Source organism: Bacteroides sp. AM54-2NS, assembly GCF_003602935.1.
In the GTDB taxonomy this organism is placed as follows: domain Bacteria; phylum Bacteroidota; class Bacteroidia; order Bacteroidales; family Bacteroidaceae; genus Bacteroides; species Bacteroides xylanisolvens.
The window spans coordinates 45,374-64,733 of sequence record NZ_QTMZ01000014.1; the positions used below are offsets into that span (position 1 = coordinate 45,374).

Here is a 19,360-nt window from a genome sequence, read left to right on the forward strand (position 1 = left end):
ATCGTTTTAGAGTAAGTTTAGAAAGTGATATTTACACCGAATGCATATTGTCTCATAGTAGAATATCCCACTGCGGTACGCATTTCCGGATCCATTCCTTCATACCCGGTAATGGTAAATAAATTTTCACCGGAAGCAAAGAAACGGATATTCTGTGCATATACTTTTTTCGACAGGACAGCAGGCAATGTATATCCGATAGTCAGGTTCTTCAGTTTAATATAATCCCCTTTTTGCAAATGTACTGATGACTGTGTCATACCACTTTGGTCGTTACCGGAGTTATTTGTCAAACGAGGATTCTTTGAACTCAAGTTCGTGCGCGGATCATTGGGATTTTTGGGATCAAAGAAATAGTGATCGTTTGCTATTGCTTCCCCAATAGCATATCCTTTGATGGTAGCACTGCTGTTCAATGCCAAACGATAGTAGTAAATCTTGAAACCTGCCGCACCGGACCAGTTCATGGAGAAATCGAAGCCTTTCCAATTAGCGCTTGCCTGCAGACCGAAGTTATACTTGGGCACATTGGAGCATCCCTGAAACTCATTATCAGCGTCATTACCATATACACCGTCGCCATTTAAGTCAGCATAGATGTAATCACCATACCAAATGCCACTCTTACTGACGTTCTGACGCGGATAGAACTTATACCCTGCCCCTACCATAGCATTCAGCCATTTCATGTCGTCTACTGTACGGATCATTCCGTCTCTCGGACCACCGTTGATATTGACTGTTCCATCTGCGTTAAAACCGTTTCCACTGCCTTTATATGGTTGCAACATATAGTATTCATTAATCATTTTACCCTCTATTACACGGGTAGATCCTCCGGTAGAGACATCGCCGATATTGGTTTGATAAACACGGTTCCCGTTTTCATCTGTCACCCAGCCACGCTGCAACTCTCCTTTGTATTTACTGACCTTGTTCTGGTTATAGGCAAAGTTACCGGATACACGATATTCTACTTTACCGATACGGTCTTGCCAATTCAGGGTCATTTCAATACCGCGGTTAGTCACTTCCGCAATGTTCTGACGAGGGCCACTGGCTGTCCCGAGAGACATATACATATCAGGGCGATATAAGATTCCATCCGTTACTTTATTATAAAATTCAGCCTCAAACGTCAGACGGTTTCTTAAAGTTGCAAAGTCGATACCAATATTCGTAATGGCAGTACTTTCCCACTCCAACAGGTTGTTGGAAATAGAAGTAATTGCCAAACCATTATTAAGGCTACCTCCAAACGCGTACTTTGCCGAGTTGTACACAGCCTGCCATTCATAGTTACCAATCGCATTGTTCCCTAACTTACCCCACGAAGCACGTAATTTCAGATTGTCGATAGGAAGTCCTTTCATAAATCTCTCTTCACAGATTCTCCACCCGGCAGAGAAAGATGGAAAAAGCCCCCAGCGATTATCCGGAGCAAAACGGGAGGAACCGTCATAACGCATATTAACCTCGAATAAATAACGGCTGTCGAAAGCATAGTTAATACGACCGAAGTAAGAACGGGATGTAAATTCCTCACCTGTACCACCTATGGAAGAAGGAGTAGTAGCAGAACTTGAATCACCCACAGACGAATCTATTAATCCAAGTTTGGCAGTGTCGGTAGTCCGTTTGACAAAACGTTCTTCTTCAAAGCCCAATAACATACCAATATCATGCTTATAAAAAGTCTGGTTATAATTGAGCAAGTGCGTTAATTTCCAGTGGTTCTCACGGACATACGCCATACGGGTATACAAATCGGCAGGATCTTTGGGGGCAGCTATCCACTGATCTGTACTAAAACTATATTTCCCATAATCCGTATTTACGGACATCGATTCATAACGATAATCCTTATAGTTCAGATTAACATCGTATGAGAAGTGTTTCAGAAACTTCACGTTGGCATAGAAAGTAGTGAAGAACTGCGTGTTCTTGATATGCCCTTCCGATTGCGCCATGTCCCACAGAGGATTGTGAGATTGCGGATCTTCCTCGTTCGCTTCCGGCGCACCATATTTTCCGTCATAATATGGATATACGCCCGGTATCATCTTTTGAGTATTAATATTGGTGAGTGAACCGGTATCGCTTTTCTTCTGGTCAGTGTGATACCCCCATACGCGAGTACCAATACGTAACCACTTAGTAATATCCGAATAAACATTGGCACGCAAAAAATAGCGTTGGTATCCGGTATCCTTGATTAATCCCGGATTGTCAGTATAAGATATAGAAAGATTATATCCGGTACGTCCCTCCTGTCCAGTGACGGAAAGCGAATGTTTCATCATCCAGTCGTTACTATATATCTCATCGTACCAATCTGTATTAGGATAAGCTACATAATTAGGATAGCCGGAAGCCGAAATGCCATTCGGATCTTTTTCCGCCTCACGCCATTGATTGATGGTAATGTCGCTGAAAGGAGCAGATTCTCCTATATTAGTAGCAGCTTCGTTCATCAATTCCATATACTTGGCGTAGTTAGATACCGTTTTTATCAGTTTGGTAGGTTGATTCAGTGAAAAAGTAGCATTGTAAGATACGCTGACCTTTCCTGTTTGTCCGGTTTTGGTAGTAACCAGAATAACCCCATTTGCCCCCCGGTTACCATAAATAGCACACGAGGCCGCATCTTTCAGGATGGAAATAGAAGCAATATCGTTGGGATCTACATTATTCAGACTTTGTTCCATCCCATCCACCAACACGAGTGGTGAAGAACTGTTCAGGGTACCTACTCCCCGAATATTGAAAGAAAAGCCTTCATTATATGGAGTCCCGGAGCTTTGCATCACCTGCAAACCGGCTGTCATACCGCTCAACGCCTGCGAAGCACTGACCAAAGGACGGGAAAGTGATTCCTTTTCCAAATTTACCGTAGCAACCGAACCGGTCAGGTTCACCTTCTTTTGCGTGCCATAACCAACCACTACTACTTCTGAAAGCATTTTCACATTCTCTCCCATTACAATGTTGAATGTCGTCTTGCCGGGCGACAATGAAATTTCCTGCGTGTCAAAACCGATATAAGACACTTGCAATTTCTTAGCGTCCTCCGGTATTTCCAATTCAAATTTCCCTTCCATATTACTCACCGTGCCAATATTAGTACCGGGAATTGATACCGATACTCCAATTAACAATTCATCATTGACATCGCTGATGACACCATTGATACGCCGTTTCTTATCCGATTTCTGAACGACAGGCCGGGTGATAATAATATGATTATCTTTTATTTTATAAATCAACTCCTGCCCTTTCAGAATCTGATCCAGTGCCTTGCTTATCGGTTGATTATCTACCTTTACAGTTACCTTACGGGTCAGGTCCACATCATTTTTCTCATATACTAAGGATACATTTCCTTTGACCTCCAACTCCCGGAACGCTTTGCGCACCGTTACGTCTTGCAAATGTAAGGTCACCTGTTGTGCATGAACCGACAGTGGAAGAACTGCAGCTAATAGCACGAAGAACATGCATTTGATGATTTTACTCATTGATTTAAGTTTTTATGTGTATATCTTTTGTTACTAACTCATTGTTTTACAATATTCTTATTTAAACATTATCCAGGATTGCGAACTAGCCTCATTATCCGCATTTTTAACATTGCCGTTCGTTTCCCAGTCGTATCTACCGGCTACCTTTCCTAAAGGCACCCCTCTACTATCATCCCGAATAACAACAGGACTATGATAGTTCTCACCAAACACAATGGCATCCGTACAACCCACTTCCTGCAATGCCACAGCAACTTCCCGTAAAGAAGAGCCATCACTAAAGACATTCCAAGCTGCTTTTACCGAGTTATAAGAATTCGTAAAACGATTACTTACAAAAATGACCAAGTCTCCTTCTTCCGTGATACCGACAGCCCGGCGTCCTACAGGCTTGCCATCAAAAGTCCAAATGCTTACCGGATTAGCAGCCCATGAATTACTTCCTGACAATGCTCCATCCATTCCTCTGTTACGGGTCGAAGTATTTCTTCCTTCATTAGTAGCAAATGTCTTGTAAAGTTCTGCATTTTCTCCGGCAATCATGATCTGCCCTTTTTGCAACGGATAGGAATATCCACTGACAGCACTGGTTGGGGACCACTGTACTCCATTGGCAGCTTGTTTGCCGGCTCCGCCGCTGGTAAACTTATACAAGTTATTATCTATCACTTCTGCATACGAAATCTCCGCTTTTCCATCAGCTGTAATTCCCAGAGTTCCCGGACAATACTTCAAAGAAGTAGATAGGTTATATCCGAGACGCGGTGCGGATAGCAGCCCACTATCATTCCACCCGAGGCTATAAAATATCGGTACCCAGAATTGCCCGGACAATCCCGGAACAAACAATGAATAATCCATATTATCATTCATGATAGCTGTTGTACGATGTTGAGCAGTGGGTTCAGCCCATGTTACATTGTCTTTATTCATATCCCAGCTAACCTTCATATTTATTCTACCGGCAGGAATAGTTATCAACCATCCCGTATTACCGCTCCTTCCATGCAAGTTTTTATTTTCATAGACAATCATGAAATCAGGAATACAAATACTACTGTGTTGGCTTTTTAGATCAGCAGTAATATTTTTCCAGTTTACCCCTGCGTCAATAATTCCATTTACAGCACTCAACTGATATTTTTTAGTCATGTTGTTCGTATTGTCTTTTACAGTAATAGTAAGTGTGCTACTTAGGTCAACAATCAGGTTTCCGTTTTCATCCTTTTGACTGACGGGATCCGTAGAGATGATTTCTGCGTTATCTGCCAAAGTCGGCATCAACACAACGTTTGCAAATGCAGTGTTTTGTTTGAAACGTAACGAAGCGATGCCATTAATAAAGTTAGCACTAACCTGCTCTGTGTTACAAGTAGCCGTTACGCCTCGAAGTAGCTGAGTAGAAGTGCTGAAAATGGTATATTCGATATCATCTGCTCCATCATTCACTTTAATACGGGTGATACCGCTGCTCAAGTCCAGTACAGCATCAGTAGTAAGCGGATCAATGGGCTTTGCCCATTCATCCGCCAGTTTGAGTTTCACATTCACCGCACTTTGGTCGTCCAAAATGCGAAAATCTAAGGCTATGACCCTACTGTTCTGGTCAATAAGACCATTTATCCAGTTCCCTGTGCCATCTTCTGCCTGTATGGCTACCAATGGTTCTTTTACGTACCCCGGATCTTCGGATAAGACAACACCTTTCAGTTCATCTTCTCCGCATGACGTGAATATAAACACAAGGAATGTGCTTAATAGAAAATGTAGTTTCTTCATACAATATTATTTAAATAAGAAATAGCTTATTTTCTGTTATTCCTGAAAACAATCTTTATCCTGCATGACTAAACTAAAACAGCTGTTTGTATACCTTATAACTTAAAAAAGAGTGTCGCGCTATGCTCTTTTACAATCCTTCTTTTTACCATTCATAGAGATTCAGGTTAAAATATGCTTTATTGGCCTATTCATTAATATGACAGCCAGATTAATAAAAAGTATAGTGAGAAATGATTTTTTTATTCGTTCAGCCCTTCAACTCATCTTTTTATTAGTGAGTTTGGTCATCTTACATTTTTTCAATACCTTGCCCCCGAATTATCCATCGGAGAAACAGAACCTGTGAGTATTCACCTTAATATATTAACTAATAAATCAAATATACGATTTCTGAAAGACATAATGGAAAAAAACCTGGAAACAGAGATTATCGAGGCCCTGAAATCGGGTAAAGAGGAGGCATTCCGATACATCTATAAAACTTACTATACAGATCTTTGCCGGATAGCGAGAGGGTATTTGACAGACTCTTATCTATCAGAATCTATAGTAGAAGATTTGGTGTATAGTCTATGGGAAAACCGCTCTAAAATAACAATTAACACCTCATTGAAGAACTACCTTTTCAGAAGTGTAGCCAATAAGTGTATCAATTATCTTCAGCTTGAATATGTGAGAAGGGAAACGGCCTGCTCGTCAGAAGACCTGGTCATTTACAGCGATTTATGGTCCTTGGGCGAAAATCCGGTTGAGCATTTAGAGGGTAAAGAGCTACATTCTATTATCCAGAAGACGATTGACGGCTTATCTCCAGAAACCCGGAAGGTATTTTTATTGAGTCGTTTTGAGAACAAAAGACAAGAAGAAATTGCCGAAATCATGGGAATCACTATTCATACAGTGAAATATCACATGCGAAGTGCACTGGATAAACTGAAGGAAGCAGCAAGATCTTATCTTGCCCTGATTGTAATGTTTATTACGAATATATTTAATTAATATTAAAAAGCAAAGTAATTCACTATACTTCTTCTATTGACAAACTGTCCTGATGATAGCGCAGGTATATGATTTTCAATAGATATTAAGTTTAAGATGGTATGAAAGAAGAATTTGACAGACTGATATATGATTTCCTCTCGGGAAGTATCACCAAAGAGGACTTGCATAAGTTGAACGAATGGATATACTCCGATCCGGAGAATCAGAAATATTTTGAACAGCAGAAACGAATCTGGCTTCTGTCTGCCGAGTATAAAAATGTATCTGTACACGAAGAACAAGCCTATAACAGATTTGCGAAACGAATCCGCAAACATAAGAGTGCTCCGGCAGGAAAGATGAGAAGAGCCTTATTTGTGAAGTATGCAGGTTACGCAGCGGCAATCATTATATTACTGTTTACCACTCCTTTTATAATTTATAATTTTACAACACCTGATGATTCTTTGATTTCCGAAGTATACGCTCCAAGAAAATCGAAATTAAAAATGAAGCTTCCTGACGGTTCTATAGTGTGGTTAAACGCAGATTCCAAGCTTTCTTACTCCGAGAGTTTTAGTCGAAAGAATCGCAATGTCCGGCTGGAAGGCGAAGGGTATTTTGAGGTAGAGCATGGAGAGCATCCATTTGTTATACAAACAGACTCCGCACAGATCAAGGTACTGGGTACTAAGTTTAACGTTAAAAATTATGGTGATGAGAATTATATAAAGGTATCACTCCTAGAAGGTTCCATTGTCTTATTGTGCATCAACCAAGAGTTTATAATGAAGCCTAATCAAACGATGACAGTTAATAAGCTTGACCAAACTTATAAGCTGACCGAGAGTGCTGACTATGCTGAACAGTGGATCAACTGCAAAGTATTCTGGGATGAAGTTCCTATGTCGATCATTTCTAAAGAGTTGGAGCGCCAGTTTGATGTGACATTCGCATTTGAGTCAGAGCAACTCAAGAATTTGATTTTCCATGGAAGTTTTATTATAGAAACAAATAATTTGGAGAAAATATTGGATATTATGTCTGAAACAAATAAATTTAGCTACTCAATTGAAAAAGATAAGGTATATATCCATTCATTGAAAAAATAAGAAACGATTAAAGAATCTTCAAAAATAATATCATGACCGCACAAGAGTTTTTTAAGAACGATCTGTTTGCCGAAAATGCAGGAGTAGTACTGCTGGAAGTACGCAAAGGTTACAGTAAAGCCAAATTAGAAATAAAACCCGAACATCTTAACGCAGGTGCCCGCACACAAGGAGGAGCGATCTTTACGCTGGCAGACCTTGCGCTTGCCGCAGCTGCCAACTCGCACGGCACACTAGCTTTCTCTCTCTCGTCCACTATTACTTTTCTGCGTGCCAGCGGCCCCGGAGATACTCTCTTTGCCGAAGCACGCGAACGCTATATCGGTCGAAGTACAGGTTGCTATCAGGTAGATATAACAAACCAAGACGGAGAGTTGATTGCAACTTTTGAATCTAGCGTATTCCGAAAGGATCAGAAAGTGCCTTTCGAAGTTCAGGAATAAAACAGGAAGGTATATCAACACTCTTAACAGGTTGGCAGGTCAATTTACTTCTGATATACCTTCGTTTTTTCTATATATCTATTTAACGATAGAAGTCAGCGGATGCCGGTTACCCGTCACATTATTCAGGAATGCTTTTGCCGAACCGAAGTTCAGGAATAAATCCAGGCGGACAGGAAGATGGTTCAAGTCGTCCGTTACGAAGAAAGTAATCACCTCCTTTTCTTTTCCTTTCTTATCATATTCTACCAATGAGAAGATCAGACAACGGTAAGTAACTCCATTCTCCGCTTTTACATTTTCTTTTCCACGGTAGATAAGCGTTTGTTCTTCACTTTACGGCCCGTAGCCATCGGGAACTTGATTTTGTCTCCCACCTTATAATCTGCAGGGTCGTAAGAACGTGCCTGCGCCAGAATACTCAACATATCGTATATACAACGGCTATCGCTAGCTTCAGATTCATCAAACGCTCCATCCCGGTAAGTACGCTTCTGATTTACGAGACAAAGACCATCCTTATATGAAAACCAAGCCTCATCGACCGTGTAACGTTTTCCCTCTTCGGCACCTTTGCGGAAATAGCGTGGTTCCAGTTTTTCACCGATCACACAAGTCAGCGTATCGCGCATCTTGAAAAAGAAATCTGCCCGTTTGCTACCTAAAGCAAGCAGGTTAATCCGGTAGGCCGGTTGCGAATGATAAGTGGTCGCATTCGTTGTCAGACTGGCGAGTCCGGCTTTCACCCAGACAAACTTCCAGTTGAAGTATAAATCATACATTACATGTTCGCCGGATTGAAACGCATCATTCTTCGCTTCACATTGGGCACTGGCAGGGAGGGCGAAGATTCCCGTCAGTAATGCCACCAATCCAATAATAAGGTTACGTCGAGCGTCAACGACGGCGGTTCTGATTATTTCGATCCCTATCTTTCTTTTTCTTGTCTTCATCTGGTTTTTGTTTTTTAAGTTCGTCCGGTTTCTGCTTATCCACAGGAGTCGCATGAATATCCCACGGTTGGGTCACATCCCACAACGCTTTATATTCCAATATCGTCGGATAGTAGTAAACAGCCTCCGGCTGGATGCCTTTAGCAAAGTCTCCCGTGTCCCATTCACCATTTCCATTTGTGTCATTGATTAGTCGGGCTGCATATTTTCCCGGATTCAGGAAGTAGAAATCGACCATTCCGTCCTCTTCCACTCTCCGCTTACGGACCACCTTGTCCTGGGCGTCAAGCAATTCGACAAAGGCCAGTGAGTCTGCTCCCGTCACATTGAAATGAAGCGTGAAATATTCATCTTCACTACGCACCTTGAATCCTTGTTTTATCTTATCGGTAAATAATCCGTATATTCCGTGGAAGGCAGTCGAGTCTACCGAGAATTCATATTCCAATGTCGGTTCCCAGTCATAATACAGATTAAACTTCTTCAGATTCACTGAATCCTGCTCAAATTCGAATGGTATATCTTTCCAGAGCGTATCTACTTTTTGCCGCAGATGTATGGCGGCAGTGTCGAAACTGGCTATCGGTTCTTCAAAATTCAAAGAAATAGATCCATATACATCCATTGACGAAGGGGCATTGACATTCACCGGCAAGAATTTCGTCGGTTCGGGTTCATCCTCTTCCCCTTTCTTTTTCTTCTTTTTCTTTTTATCCTTATCCGGCTCCTCTTTCTTATATTTCTGCTTCGAAACAAGGTTCAACGTATCCGTACGGGGCACTAGCTGATTCAAGGTATCCGTATAAAGATAAGTCAGACTCATGGCCAGCGTATCCTGCTTGAAGAGCAGAGAATCTTTCACCCAATAATGGATCGTATCGTTCCGCTGATTCTTTTCGATGACAAAAGCATCCTTTTCATCGAAGTTCAAACCTTTCAAGACAGGCAAAGTGTCCGCCTTACCGGCAAAATAGAAAGTGAACTTTTGAGGAACCAGTCTTTCCGACTTGATAAGATATTGCGAATAGTTGAGTTCTTTAAAAGCACGGAGAATGACATCATCCGGCAAATAATGCATATATTTCTTTTCCACTACCGTGTCGTAAGTCAATGAGTCCACCCAAGCCGTATCCATGCGGATGCGTTCTTCCATGCGGGGGATAATCAACGAGTCATGGAAAGCGATCATCTCACTCTTCTGGTTGAAGGTAAAATTCTGGTCGGCATCCATCAATCCATAGATGCGATATTTGCCGGGAGCTACACCACGGATGGAGAAACGTCCACGGCTGTCTGTACGTGCCACACGGTCGAAAGGCAATTTGTTGAAAGCCGAATCGTTCAGGTTGGAATGTAGTCCGACAAGCATACCTTTAATAGGCTCCAGGTTAGAGGCATCGAGCATCGTTCCTGCTACTTCCATCGTATCGATTTCCGTACCGGTAGAGAACGTAAATGCAAAGTTACCCAACGGATTACCTTCATTATTGTCGACAATTGCATCCGAGAAGTCAATCGTGTAGGTCGTGTTAGGTTTCAGAGAGTCGAGCAGGTTGACTTGTATTCTCTTGCCGGAAGCCTTGATTTCCGGTTGCTGTATCTGGGGAGGGGAAACAACGACTTTCTCGGTCGCTTTCTCCAGCTTAATAAACTCGTCAAACATCAAAGAGACTTTAGTCCTTTTATTATTCAAAGCCCCCGCCTCCGGAGTACTGCCGATGAAACGGGGCGGCGTCTCATCGTATGGTCCACCGTCCGGCCGTCCAATACTGGCGCAGGAATATAACATCGCCCCCAGCGTTACTACCGGAAGCACCTTGCGAACTATTTGTTTTATCTTTTGATTCTCAAATTGTAACATGCTGCAAAAATAAGCGTTCTTATTCAATAAACACCACACTTTCTAGCTAATTTATTAAAAAAGGAAAGGGTGACTTAAGGTAATAAACAATATTTGCGACGTTTTTATTTTTTTCCTGCTAATATAATTAGTTTTATTGCCTAAAGAGATTACCTTTGTTGCCTAATCTTTTTTCGTTTAACTATAGTTATACGCAAAGACAACTATAGTCTCCCTTGCGTATAACTATAGTCATACGAAAGGGAAACTATAGTCAAACGAAGTAAGAATAACGAATGAAACAAATCCGCGCAGGCAATCGGATAGATAAAAGTGCCGATATAAAACAATTCTGATTATGAGTATACATTACGACCTTTACGACACGCCCGACATTCAGAAGAAAGGCGAAGAACAACCGCTTCATCCCCGTGTTGTTTTCAACGGGACGATCGATCAGGAAGAATTTCTGGATCGTGTTCACAAATTCACCGGAATAAGCCGTAGCCTACTGGTAGGTGCCATGCAGTCTTTCCAAAATGAATTGCGAGATTTGCTTGCAAACGGATGGATTGTAGAACTGGGTGACATCGGATATTTTTCCGTATCTCTACAAGGACCTCCCGTAATGAAAAAGAAAGATGTACATGCACAATCCATCAGCTTGAAAAATATCAATTTCAGGGCAGGCAAACAGTTCAAGAAAGAAGTGGGCCAACAAATGAGACCGGAGCGCGGAGCATCGTTCACCCGCTCACGGGAAAGGACGCAATGAAGAAGAATGTCTGAAGCTAATCAATGAACACCTCCAACGATTTCCCTGCCTGACCCGTGCAGATTATTGCCGAATGACAGGACATGACAAACAACGGGCGATCAATGAGTTAAATATCTTTATCGAACGTGGATTATTGATCCGTTATGGAGCGGGTAAACTGGTAGTATATGCGAAAAAGACAGAAGAGTAAATAATCGGAAAATGAGATAGCATTATTATAATCTCATTTTCGCACAAAAAGTATGACACATTTTGTTTATTTAATGTAAAGCAGTAACTTTGCGCCCGAATTTAAACGTCGTACAACATATATGAAATATTTGTCTTACATACTAGCTTTATGGGTGTTGTTATTATCAACAGCTCCTTGCTTTTTGAAAGATGAATGTTTATTCCAATGCAAAAATGACACGCAGGAGGAGACATCCACAGATGACGACGGATGTTCCTGCACAGATTGTTGCTGCTCACCTTTCTTACATTGTAACACCTGTACGGGCTGCCCTGCACCCAAACTGTTTCATTCGCCATTTGTCACAATGATTCAGCTCAATGATACCCCCCTTTCGTTTTACAAGGAGAAACTGATTCCGCAGTTCTCATCTTCTATCTGGCAACCACCCAAGATAATGAGTCTTTAATCATTTATTCAAGAATATCTCTTCAATGGAGATATAACTATTTATTTAATTCACGACGGCGAAGATTATACTTCACCGTAGGTTTGCTGCGTATTTATTCATACTGTGAATAAATGTGCAACGGTAAATTATCAATAATAAAAATATGAACATAAGAATTATAACACTAGCAATAGTTACATTGCTGGTGCAAAACGCATGGGCGCAAAACACATTTAAAGCAATCGTTAAAGACGGAAAAAACAAAGAGATATTGATTGGCGTAAACGCTGTTCTTAACAAAACAACCAATGGAGCCAGTTCGGATGAGAACGGAATAATCACTATATCAAACATACCAAACGGAGTGCAACATATTACATTCAGTTATCTAGGGTATGAGTCTGAAACAAAATCATTTTCGTTCCCCCTCTCTTCAACAGCTCCGGTGGAGATTTTCTTAGAGCAAGATGAAGAAATACTGGAAGAAGTAATTATTTCATCGACCAGAGGAACACGAAGCATCCAAAATATACCTACCAGGGTTGAATTCATCTCCAGTGAAGAGCTTGGAGAAAAAGGAAGTATGAAGCCGGGAGATATCCGTATGTTGCTGAACGAAAGTACAGGTATCATTACACAACAAACCTCTGCAACATCAGGAAACGCAGCTATACGCATACAGGGTTTAGACGGCAGATATACGCAGATATTGAAGGACGGATTCCCCGTTTTTGCAGGTGCGGCAAGCGGACTGGGACTATTACAAACTCCTCCCCTCGACTTGAAGCAGGTTGAAATTATCAAAGGCTCTACATCTACCTATACGGCGGCGGAGCAATAGCCGGATTAATCAACCTCATCTCAAAAACTCCCGAAGAGAAGAGAGACTTAAGCCTGCATCTCAACGGGACATCAGGCAAAGGCTTGGACGTAAGCGGTTTTTACGGGCAACGATTCAACAAGGTCGGTACAACAATCTTCGCTTCTTATAATAGGAATTGGGTTTATGACCCTTCGGATACCGGTTTCACGGCAATCCCCCAGTTTGACAGGTATGTCTTTAATCCTAAATTATTCCTCTATTTAACGGAACACACGCAGATAAGCATAGGGCTTAATGCCATGTTCGAGGACCGCTTGGGAGGAGATATTGAATATATAAAAGGAAAAGGAGACGACACCCACTCTTATTTCGAGAAGAATAAGACACAAAGACATTCTACCCAATTAACCTTCGGGCACAGATTTAATGAAAAAGACAGATTGGACTTTAAAAATAGTGTCACTTATTTCAAAAGAAACATAGGCGTACCAAGCTATTCTTTCGAAGGTGTTCAAGTATCTACATTCAGCGAACTATCATACACACATACGAATCAAAAAACAGAATGGGTAGCCGGACTGAATTTGTGGACGGACAAATTTGATGAAAACAAACTGACCGATTTTCAACCAAGGGACTATAACCAAACAATACTGGGAGCTTTCGTACAGAACAACTGGGAAGCGACAGAATGGCTTAACCTGGAAACAGGATTACGAACGGATTATGTTCCTGATTATGGAACTGCCATACTTCCGCGCGTCTCCGCCCACTTCAAGATTACTGACAATTTTTCCTCCCGGCTCGGAGGAGGGTTTGGCTATAAAACACCTACTATCTTTACAGAAGATAGCGAAAGGCTTCAATACCAGCATGTATTACCAATCGACAAGGATAAGAATAAACTGGAAAGAAGTTACGGGTTAAACATAGACTTTAATTATGTGACTTCCTTCTGTGACGGCAACATTACATTCAGCATCAACCAATTATTCTTTTATACCTATCTCGACAATCCCCTCCTGCTACAATCAACAACAGACGGTCTGTACAGACTCAACAACATAACCGGCCATACAGATAGCAAAGGCGGAGAAACGAATGTAAAAATCGGATATAAAGATTTCCATCTATATTTAGGATATACATTTACCGATACCGGCACGAAAGAAAACGGTATAAGACAAGAAAATATATTAACTCCCAAACACCGGTTGAACAGCATTTTGATGTATGAGGTAGAGGACAAATGGAAAATTGGTTTAGAGGCATATTACTTTAGTCCGCAGAAATTAGGAGACGGACTGAAAGGGAAACAGTATGTGGTATGCGGCTTTATGATTGAGAAAATATGGGAAATGTTTTCTTTATATGCCAACTTTGAAAACTTCACGGATAGACGCCAAACCCGTTTTGACACGATATACACAGGCAGTATATCCAATCCTATATTCAGGGATATTTATGCACCGCTTGACGGTTTCGTCATGAATGCCGGAGTTAAATTAAGATTTTAAATATGAATCTCCTCACCTAATAAAAGATGTAGATGTAGATGCCGATACCGTTCGTCGAGTGAAAATTGTATTTACGCCGGGATATAAATTTAAGGATATGCTGGATAATGTAAGTATTTACAAGACGGAAGGAAACGGCGGCACCTCTTCCGGAAATGGAGGGGGAAATAAACCGGAAAATCCGGACGAAGGCGGTAGCGGTGAGGCTCCGGATCCTGCAGCATAACGTATGAATCATATCTATATATGTAGTAGCTATACGCAAGTCTACGTACAAACAGCGTATAAGAGCTGACTAATGTAACAGCCAAACTTTATTAACGTGAGATACCTTTTCCATCGCGGAGGAAAACTGTATCTCACGTTTTTACTGATTAGAGTAAGTAAAATACTCTATTTTCTAGCTAATTTATTAAAAACTAGCCTTAATTGAATGATTTGTGCCCTTCACTGAATAAAATATTCCCTATCTTTGACTCCCGAAATTCAAACCTAATACAAAAAACCCATGAAGAAACAACTACTCTCTTGCTGCTTGGCTGCATTGGGACTGACAGCAATTCAAGCGCAAAGCTTCAACGAGTGGAAAGATCCGGAAGTGAATTCCGTAAACCGTTCCGCTATGCACACTAATTACTTTGCTTTCGCATCGGCTGATGAAGCTAAAGCCGGCATTAAAGAAAATTCCGCGAATTTCATGACCCTGAACGGTCTTTGGAAATTCAACTGGGTAAGACACGCAGACGCGCGCCCGACTGACTTTTATCAGACTAATTTCAACGACAAAGGTTGGGATGACCTTCAAGTTCCCGGCGTTTGGGAGTTGAACGGCTACGGTGACCCTATCTATGTCAACGTAGGATATGCCTGGAGAAGCCAATTCAAAAACAACCCTCCGCTAGTGCCGACAGAAAACAACCACGTAGGCTCTTACCGCAAAGAAATCATCCTTCCTGCCGACTGGAAAGGCAAAGAAATTTTCGCACATTTCGGCTCGGTAACGTCCAATATGTACCTTTGGGTGAACGGACGCTACGTAGGATATAGCGAAGACAGCAAACTGGAAGCTGAATTCAATCTGACTAACTACCTGAAACCGGGTAAGAACGTCATCGCCTTTCAAGTTTTCCGCTGGTGCGACGGTAGTTACCTGGAAGATCAGGACTTCTTCCGCTACTCCGGCGTAGGACGCGACTGTTATCTTTACGCACGCGACAAGAAATACATCCAGGATATTCGCATCACTCCCGATTTGGACAGCCAATATAAAGACGGTACATTAAATATAGCCGTTGACCTGAAAGGAAGCGGCACAGTAGCTTTGGACTTGACAGATGTTCAAGGCAACAGCGTAACGACTGCCGACCTGAAAGGTTCGGGAAAACTAAACACAACCCTATCCGTCTCCAATCCGGCGAAATGGACTGCTGAAACGCCTAATCTCTACACGCTGACCGCTACACTGAAAAACGGCAACAACGTAGTAGAAGTAATCCCTGTCAAAGTAGGTTTCCGCAAGATTGAATTGAAAGGCGGACAGATACTCGTAAACGGACAACCGGTACTCTTCAAAGGAGCCGACCGTCACGAAATGGACCCGGACGGCGGTTATGTGGTTTCTACCGAACGTATGCTGCAAGATATCAAAGTGATGAAAGAACTCAATATCAACGCCGTGCGTACCTGCCATTACCCGGACGACAACCGTTGGTATGACCTGTGCGACCAATACGGTCTATATGTAGTAGCCGAGGCAAACGTAGAATCTCACGGAATGGGCTACGGCGACCAGACACTGGCAAAGAACCCAATCTACGCCAAAGCCCACATGGAACGTAACCAACGCAACGTACAACGCGGTTACAACCATCCGTCCATCATCTTCTGGTCATTGGGTAATGAAGCCGGCATGGGACCAAACTTTGAGAAATGCTACACTTGGATTAAGAATGAAGACAAGACACGTGCCGTACAGTACGAACAAGCAGGAACCAGCGAATTCACCGATATTTTCTGCCCGATGTACTATGACTATGACGCTTGTATCAAATATAGCGAAGGCAATATCCAAAAGCCGTTAATCCAATGTGAATACGCGCACGCTATGGGTAATTCACAGGGAGGATTCAAAGAATACTGGGACATCATCCGCAAATATCCGAAATATCAGGGCGGATTTATCTGGGACTTCGTAGACCAGTCCTGCCACTGGAAAAACAAAGACGGAGTAAGCATCTACGGCTATGGCGGCGACTTCAACAAATACGACGCTTCGGATAATAACTTCAACGACAACGGTTTGATTAGCCCCGACCGCGTACCCAATCCGCATGCATACGAAGTAGCTTATTTCTATCAGGATATATGGACGACTCCTGCTGATCTTGCCAAAGGCGAAATCAACATCTTCAACGAGTATTTCTTCCGCGACTTATCTGCTTATTACATGGAATGGCAATTACTGGCAAACGGAGAAGTAGTGCAAACAGGCATCGTATCCGACCTGAAAGTAGCGCCCCAACAAACTGTGAAAGTGCAAATTCCATTTGACACAAAGAACATCTGTCCTTGCAAAGAACTGCTACTCAACGTGAGCTACAAACTGAAAGCCGCCGAAACACTGCTGCCGGCCGGAACCACCATCGCTTACGACCAACTAAGCATCCGTGACTATAAAGCACCGGAACTGAAACTGGAAAACCAACAGGCATCTACCTTCCGGTCATCGTGCCCACTATTTTGGACAACGACCGCAACTTCCTGATTGTGAAAGGTGAAAACTTCTCTATGGATTTCAACAAACACAATGGTTATCTCTGCCGTTACGACGTCAACGGCATGCAACTGATGGAAGATGGCAGCGCACTGACTCCTAACTTCTGGCGTGCACCGACCGACAATGACTTCGGAGCCGGACTGCAACACAAATATGCCGCCTGGAAGAATCCGGAACTGAAACTGACTTCTCTGAAACATGCTATTGAAAACGATCAGGCAGTGGTTCGTGCCGAATATGACATGAAGTCGATTGGCGGAACATTATCGCTGACTTACACCATTAACAACAAGGGAGCAGTGAAAATTACCCAAAAGATGGCGGCAGACAAAAGCAAGAAAGTTTCTGACATGTTCCGTTTCGGTATGCAAATGCGTATGCCGGTCAACTTCAACGAGATAGAATATTACGGCCGTGGTCCGGGAGAAAACTATGCCGACCGCAACCACGCGGCAATGTTAGGAAAATATCGCCAGACAGTGGAAGAACAATTCTATCCTTACATCCGCCCGCAGGAAACCGGAACAAAAACGGATATCCGCTGGTGGAGACTTCTGAACATCAGTGGCAACGGACTGCAATTCGTATCGAGTGCTCCTTTCTCCGCTTCTGCCCTGAATTACACCATCGAGTCATTGGATGACGGCGACGGCAAAGACCAGCGTCACTCACCGGAAGTAGAAAAGGCAGACTTCACCAACTTCTGTATCGACAAGGCACAAACCGGACTTGCCTGTGTCAACAGCTGGGGAGCTATTGCACTGGAAAAATATCGTCTTCCTTATCAGGATTATGAGTTAAGTTTTATTATGACTCCTGTATATCATAAAATAAAGTAAAAAACATAGTTAAAAAACACGGTATCAGAGAACAAGAATACCGAATTTAAAGTACTTTTGCAACCGGAAACTAAATTAAGGAATTTAGTTTCCGGTTTTTCTTCCTTAACCCCCTTATCTATATGGATGAACAGCACACTGGCAACAAACGCATTAAATTAAAAAACAGATATTTATAAGTATGAAAAGTAGAATTGTTTTATTTGCATTTTGCGTAGCCCTCTTGTCTAGTTGTGGCAATAAGGGCAATGACACAGGAAAGGTTCCTGAATATGCAGTACAAGAGTTACAAAAAACGACTGCTAATTTAACAACTGCCTATCCGGCTACAATTAAAGGAAAACAAGATGTAGAAATCCGCCCCCAAGTATCGGGCTTCATCACGAAACTCTGTGTAGACGAAGGAGCAACTGTCCGTAAAGGACAAGTGTTGTTCATTGTTGATCCGACTCAATACGAAGCAGCTGTACGCACTGCCAAAGCAGCAGTGGCTACAGCAGAAGCAGCAGTGAGTACTCAACAGATGACGTATGACAATAAGAAAGAGTTGAACAAAAAGCAAATCATCAGTGACTATGACCTGGCAATGGCAGAAAATTCCCTGGCACAGACCAAAGCCCAATTGGCACAAGCAAAAGCACAACTGACCACTGCTCAACAGAACTTGTCATTCACACAGGTTAAAAGTCCGTCAGATGGCGTTATCAACAATATCCCTTATCGTGTAGGAGCATTGGTAAGTCCTTCTATCGCTACACCGATGACTACTGTTTCCGAGATTGACGAAGTATATGTATACTTCTCAATGACAGAAAAGGAATTGCTGGCAATGACCAAGTCCGGTAGCACTATCAAAGAAGAAATCAGCAAAATACCGACTATCAAACTGCAATTAATTGATGGTTCCACATACGATATAGAGGGTAAAGTAGATGCTATCACAGGTGTTATCGACCAATCTACCGGTTCGGTAAGCATCCGTGCTATCTTCCCGAATAAGGAACATGTATTGCGTAGCGGAGGTACTGCAAACGTTCTGATTCCTTATACCATGGAGAATGTAATCACTATACCGCAGTCTGCAACAGTAGAAATCCAGGATAAGAAGTTCGTTTATGTTTTGCAACCGGACAACACGGTAAAATATACAGAAATCAAAATCTTCAATCTGGATAACGGAAAAGAGTACTTGGTTACTTCCGGTTTGAATTCAGGAGATAAAATCGTAATCGAAGGAGTACAAAACCTGAAAGACGGTCAGAAGGTTCAGCCTATCACACCGGCGCAAAAAGAAGCAAACTATCAACAACATTTGAAAGACCAACACGACGGTAATTTAGCCACAGCCTTCAACTAATAATCAGATAATCAT

At 42.2% G+C, this 19,360-nt stretch carries 7 protein-coding genes and 5 pseudogenes; 8 read left to right on the top strand and 4 right to left on the bottom strand.

Translation table 11 applies throughout. From position 1 onward, the window contains the following. Positions 1-17: 17 nt before the first annotated feature. Together DXA05_RS10720 and DXA05_RS10725 are read right to left on the bottom strand one after the other, a co-directional pair. Positions 18-3,518: a TonB-dependent receptor gene (locus tag DXA05_RS10720; RefSeq protein WP_118195144.1), complete on the bottom strand. Its 3,501-nt coding sequence runs from the start codon at positions 3,516-3,518 to the stop codon at positions 18-20. A 57-nt stretch (positions 3,519-3,575) separates the two neighbouring features. After that, a complete protein-coding gene (locus DXA05_RS10725) occupies positions 3,576-5,300 on the bottom strand; it encodes a hypothetical protein (RefSeq protein ID WP_008776096.1) in 1,725 nt (574 codons plus the stop codon). Positions 5,301-5,705: 405 nt separating this feature from the next. On the opposite strand from DXA05_RS10725, the gene DXA05_RS10730 reads away from it, so the two are divergent. From DXA05_RS10730 to DXA05_RS10740, 3 genes are all read left to right on the top strand, one after another. Continuing rightward, positions 5,706-6,302: an RNA polymerase sigma-70 factor gene (locus DXA05_RS10730; protein WP_004310927.1), complete on the top strand. Its 597-nt coding sequence runs from the start codon at positions 5,706-5,708 to the stop codon at positions 6,300-6,302. Positions 6,303-6,403: 101 nt separating this feature from the next. Further along, positions 6,404-7,396 (top strand): FecR family protein, encoded by a 993-nt coding sequence (locus DXA05_RS10735; protein WP_004307470.1) that lies wholly within the window; start codon positions 6,404-6,406, stop codon positions 7,394-7,396. Positions 7,397-7,428: 32 nt separating this feature from the next. Continuing rightward, positions 7,429-7,839, top strand: a complete 411-nt coding sequence (locus DXA05_RS10740) for a hotdog fold thioesterase (protein WP_004298330.1) — start codon at positions 7,429-7,431, stop codon at positions 7,837-7,839. A 78-nt stretch (positions 7,840-7,917) separates the two neighbouring features. On the opposite strand, the pseudogene DXA05_RS10745 reads toward DXA05_RS10740, so the two are convergent. Next, positions 7,918-8,792, bottom strand: a pseudogene (locus DXA05_RS10745) (DUF3108 domain-containing protein). After that, a complete protein-coding gene (locus DXA05_RS10750; protein ID WP_128859160.1) occupies positions 8,737-10,653 on the bottom strand; it encodes an Ig-like domain-containing protein in 1,917 nt (638 codons plus the stop codon). The pseudogene DXA05_RS10745 and the gene DXA05_RS10750 overlap by 56 nt, the downstream one beginning before the upstream one ends. Positions 10,654-10,990: 337 nt before the next feature. Between DXA05_RS10750 and DXA05_RS10755 the strand changes: the two are divergent. The 5 genes and pseudogenes from DXA05_RS10755 (at position 10,991) to DXA05_RS10780 (ending at position 19,345) form a co-directional block, all read left to right on the top strand. Then, a pseudogene (locus DXA05_RS10755) lies at positions 10,991-11,600 on the top strand (DNA-binding protein). A 596-nt stretch (positions 11,601-12,196) separates the two neighbouring features. Continuing rightward, a pseudogene (locus DXA05_RS10765) lies at positions 12,197-14,373 on the top strand (TonB-dependent receptor). Between the two features lie 31 nt (positions 14,374-14,404). Continuing rightward, positions 14,405-14,599, top strand: a pseudogene (locus DXA05_RS10770) (DNA-binding protein); the annotation flags it as partial. 282 nt (positions 14,600-14,881) lie between these two features. Beyond that, positions 14,882-17,988 (top strand): annotated as a pseudogene (locus tag DXA05_RS10775) (glycoside hydrolase family 2 TIM barrel-domain containing protein). Between the two features lie 181 nt (positions 17,989-18,169). Beyond that, entirely contained in the window at positions 18,170-19,345 is a 1,176-nt protein-coding gene (locus tag DXA05_RS10780) for an efflux RND transporter periplasmic adaptor subunit (protein WP_008023959.1), read from the top strand. The last annotated feature ends 15 nt before the right edge of the window (positions 19,346-19,360 follow it).

What these genes read in the sequence shown, in the direction of transcription:
- DXA05_RS10720 (WP_118195144.1), bottom strand. Translation starts at nt 3,518, where the DNA reads ATGAGTAAAATCATCAAATGCATGTTCTTCGTGCTATTAGCTGCAGTT.
- DXA05_RS10725 (WP_008776096.1), bottom strand. Translation starts at nt 5,300, where the DNA reads ATGAAGAAACTACATTTTCTATTAAGCACATTCCTTGTGTTTATATTC.
- DXA05_RS10730 (WP_004310927.1), top strand. Translation starts at nt 5,706, where the DNA reads ATGGAAAAAAACCTGGAAACAGAGATTATCGAGGCCCTGAAATCGGGT.
- DXA05_RS10735 (WP_004307470.1), top strand. Translation starts at nt 6,404, where the DNA reads ATGAAAGAAGAATTTGACAGACTGATATATGATTTCCTCTCGGGAAGT.
- DXA05_RS10740 (WP_004298330.1), top strand. Translation starts at nt 7,429, where the DNA reads ATGACCGCACAAGAGTTTTTTAAGAACGATCTGTTTGCCGAAAATGCA.
- DXA05_RS10750 (WP_128859160.1), bottom strand. Translation starts at nt 10,653, where the DNA reads ATGTTACAATTTGAGAATCAAAAGATAAAACAAATAGTTCGCAAGGTG.
- DXA05_RS10780 (WP_008023959.1), top strand. Translation starts at nt 18,170, where the DNA reads ATGAAAAGTAGAATTGTTTTATTTGCATTTTGCGTAGCCCTCTTGTCT.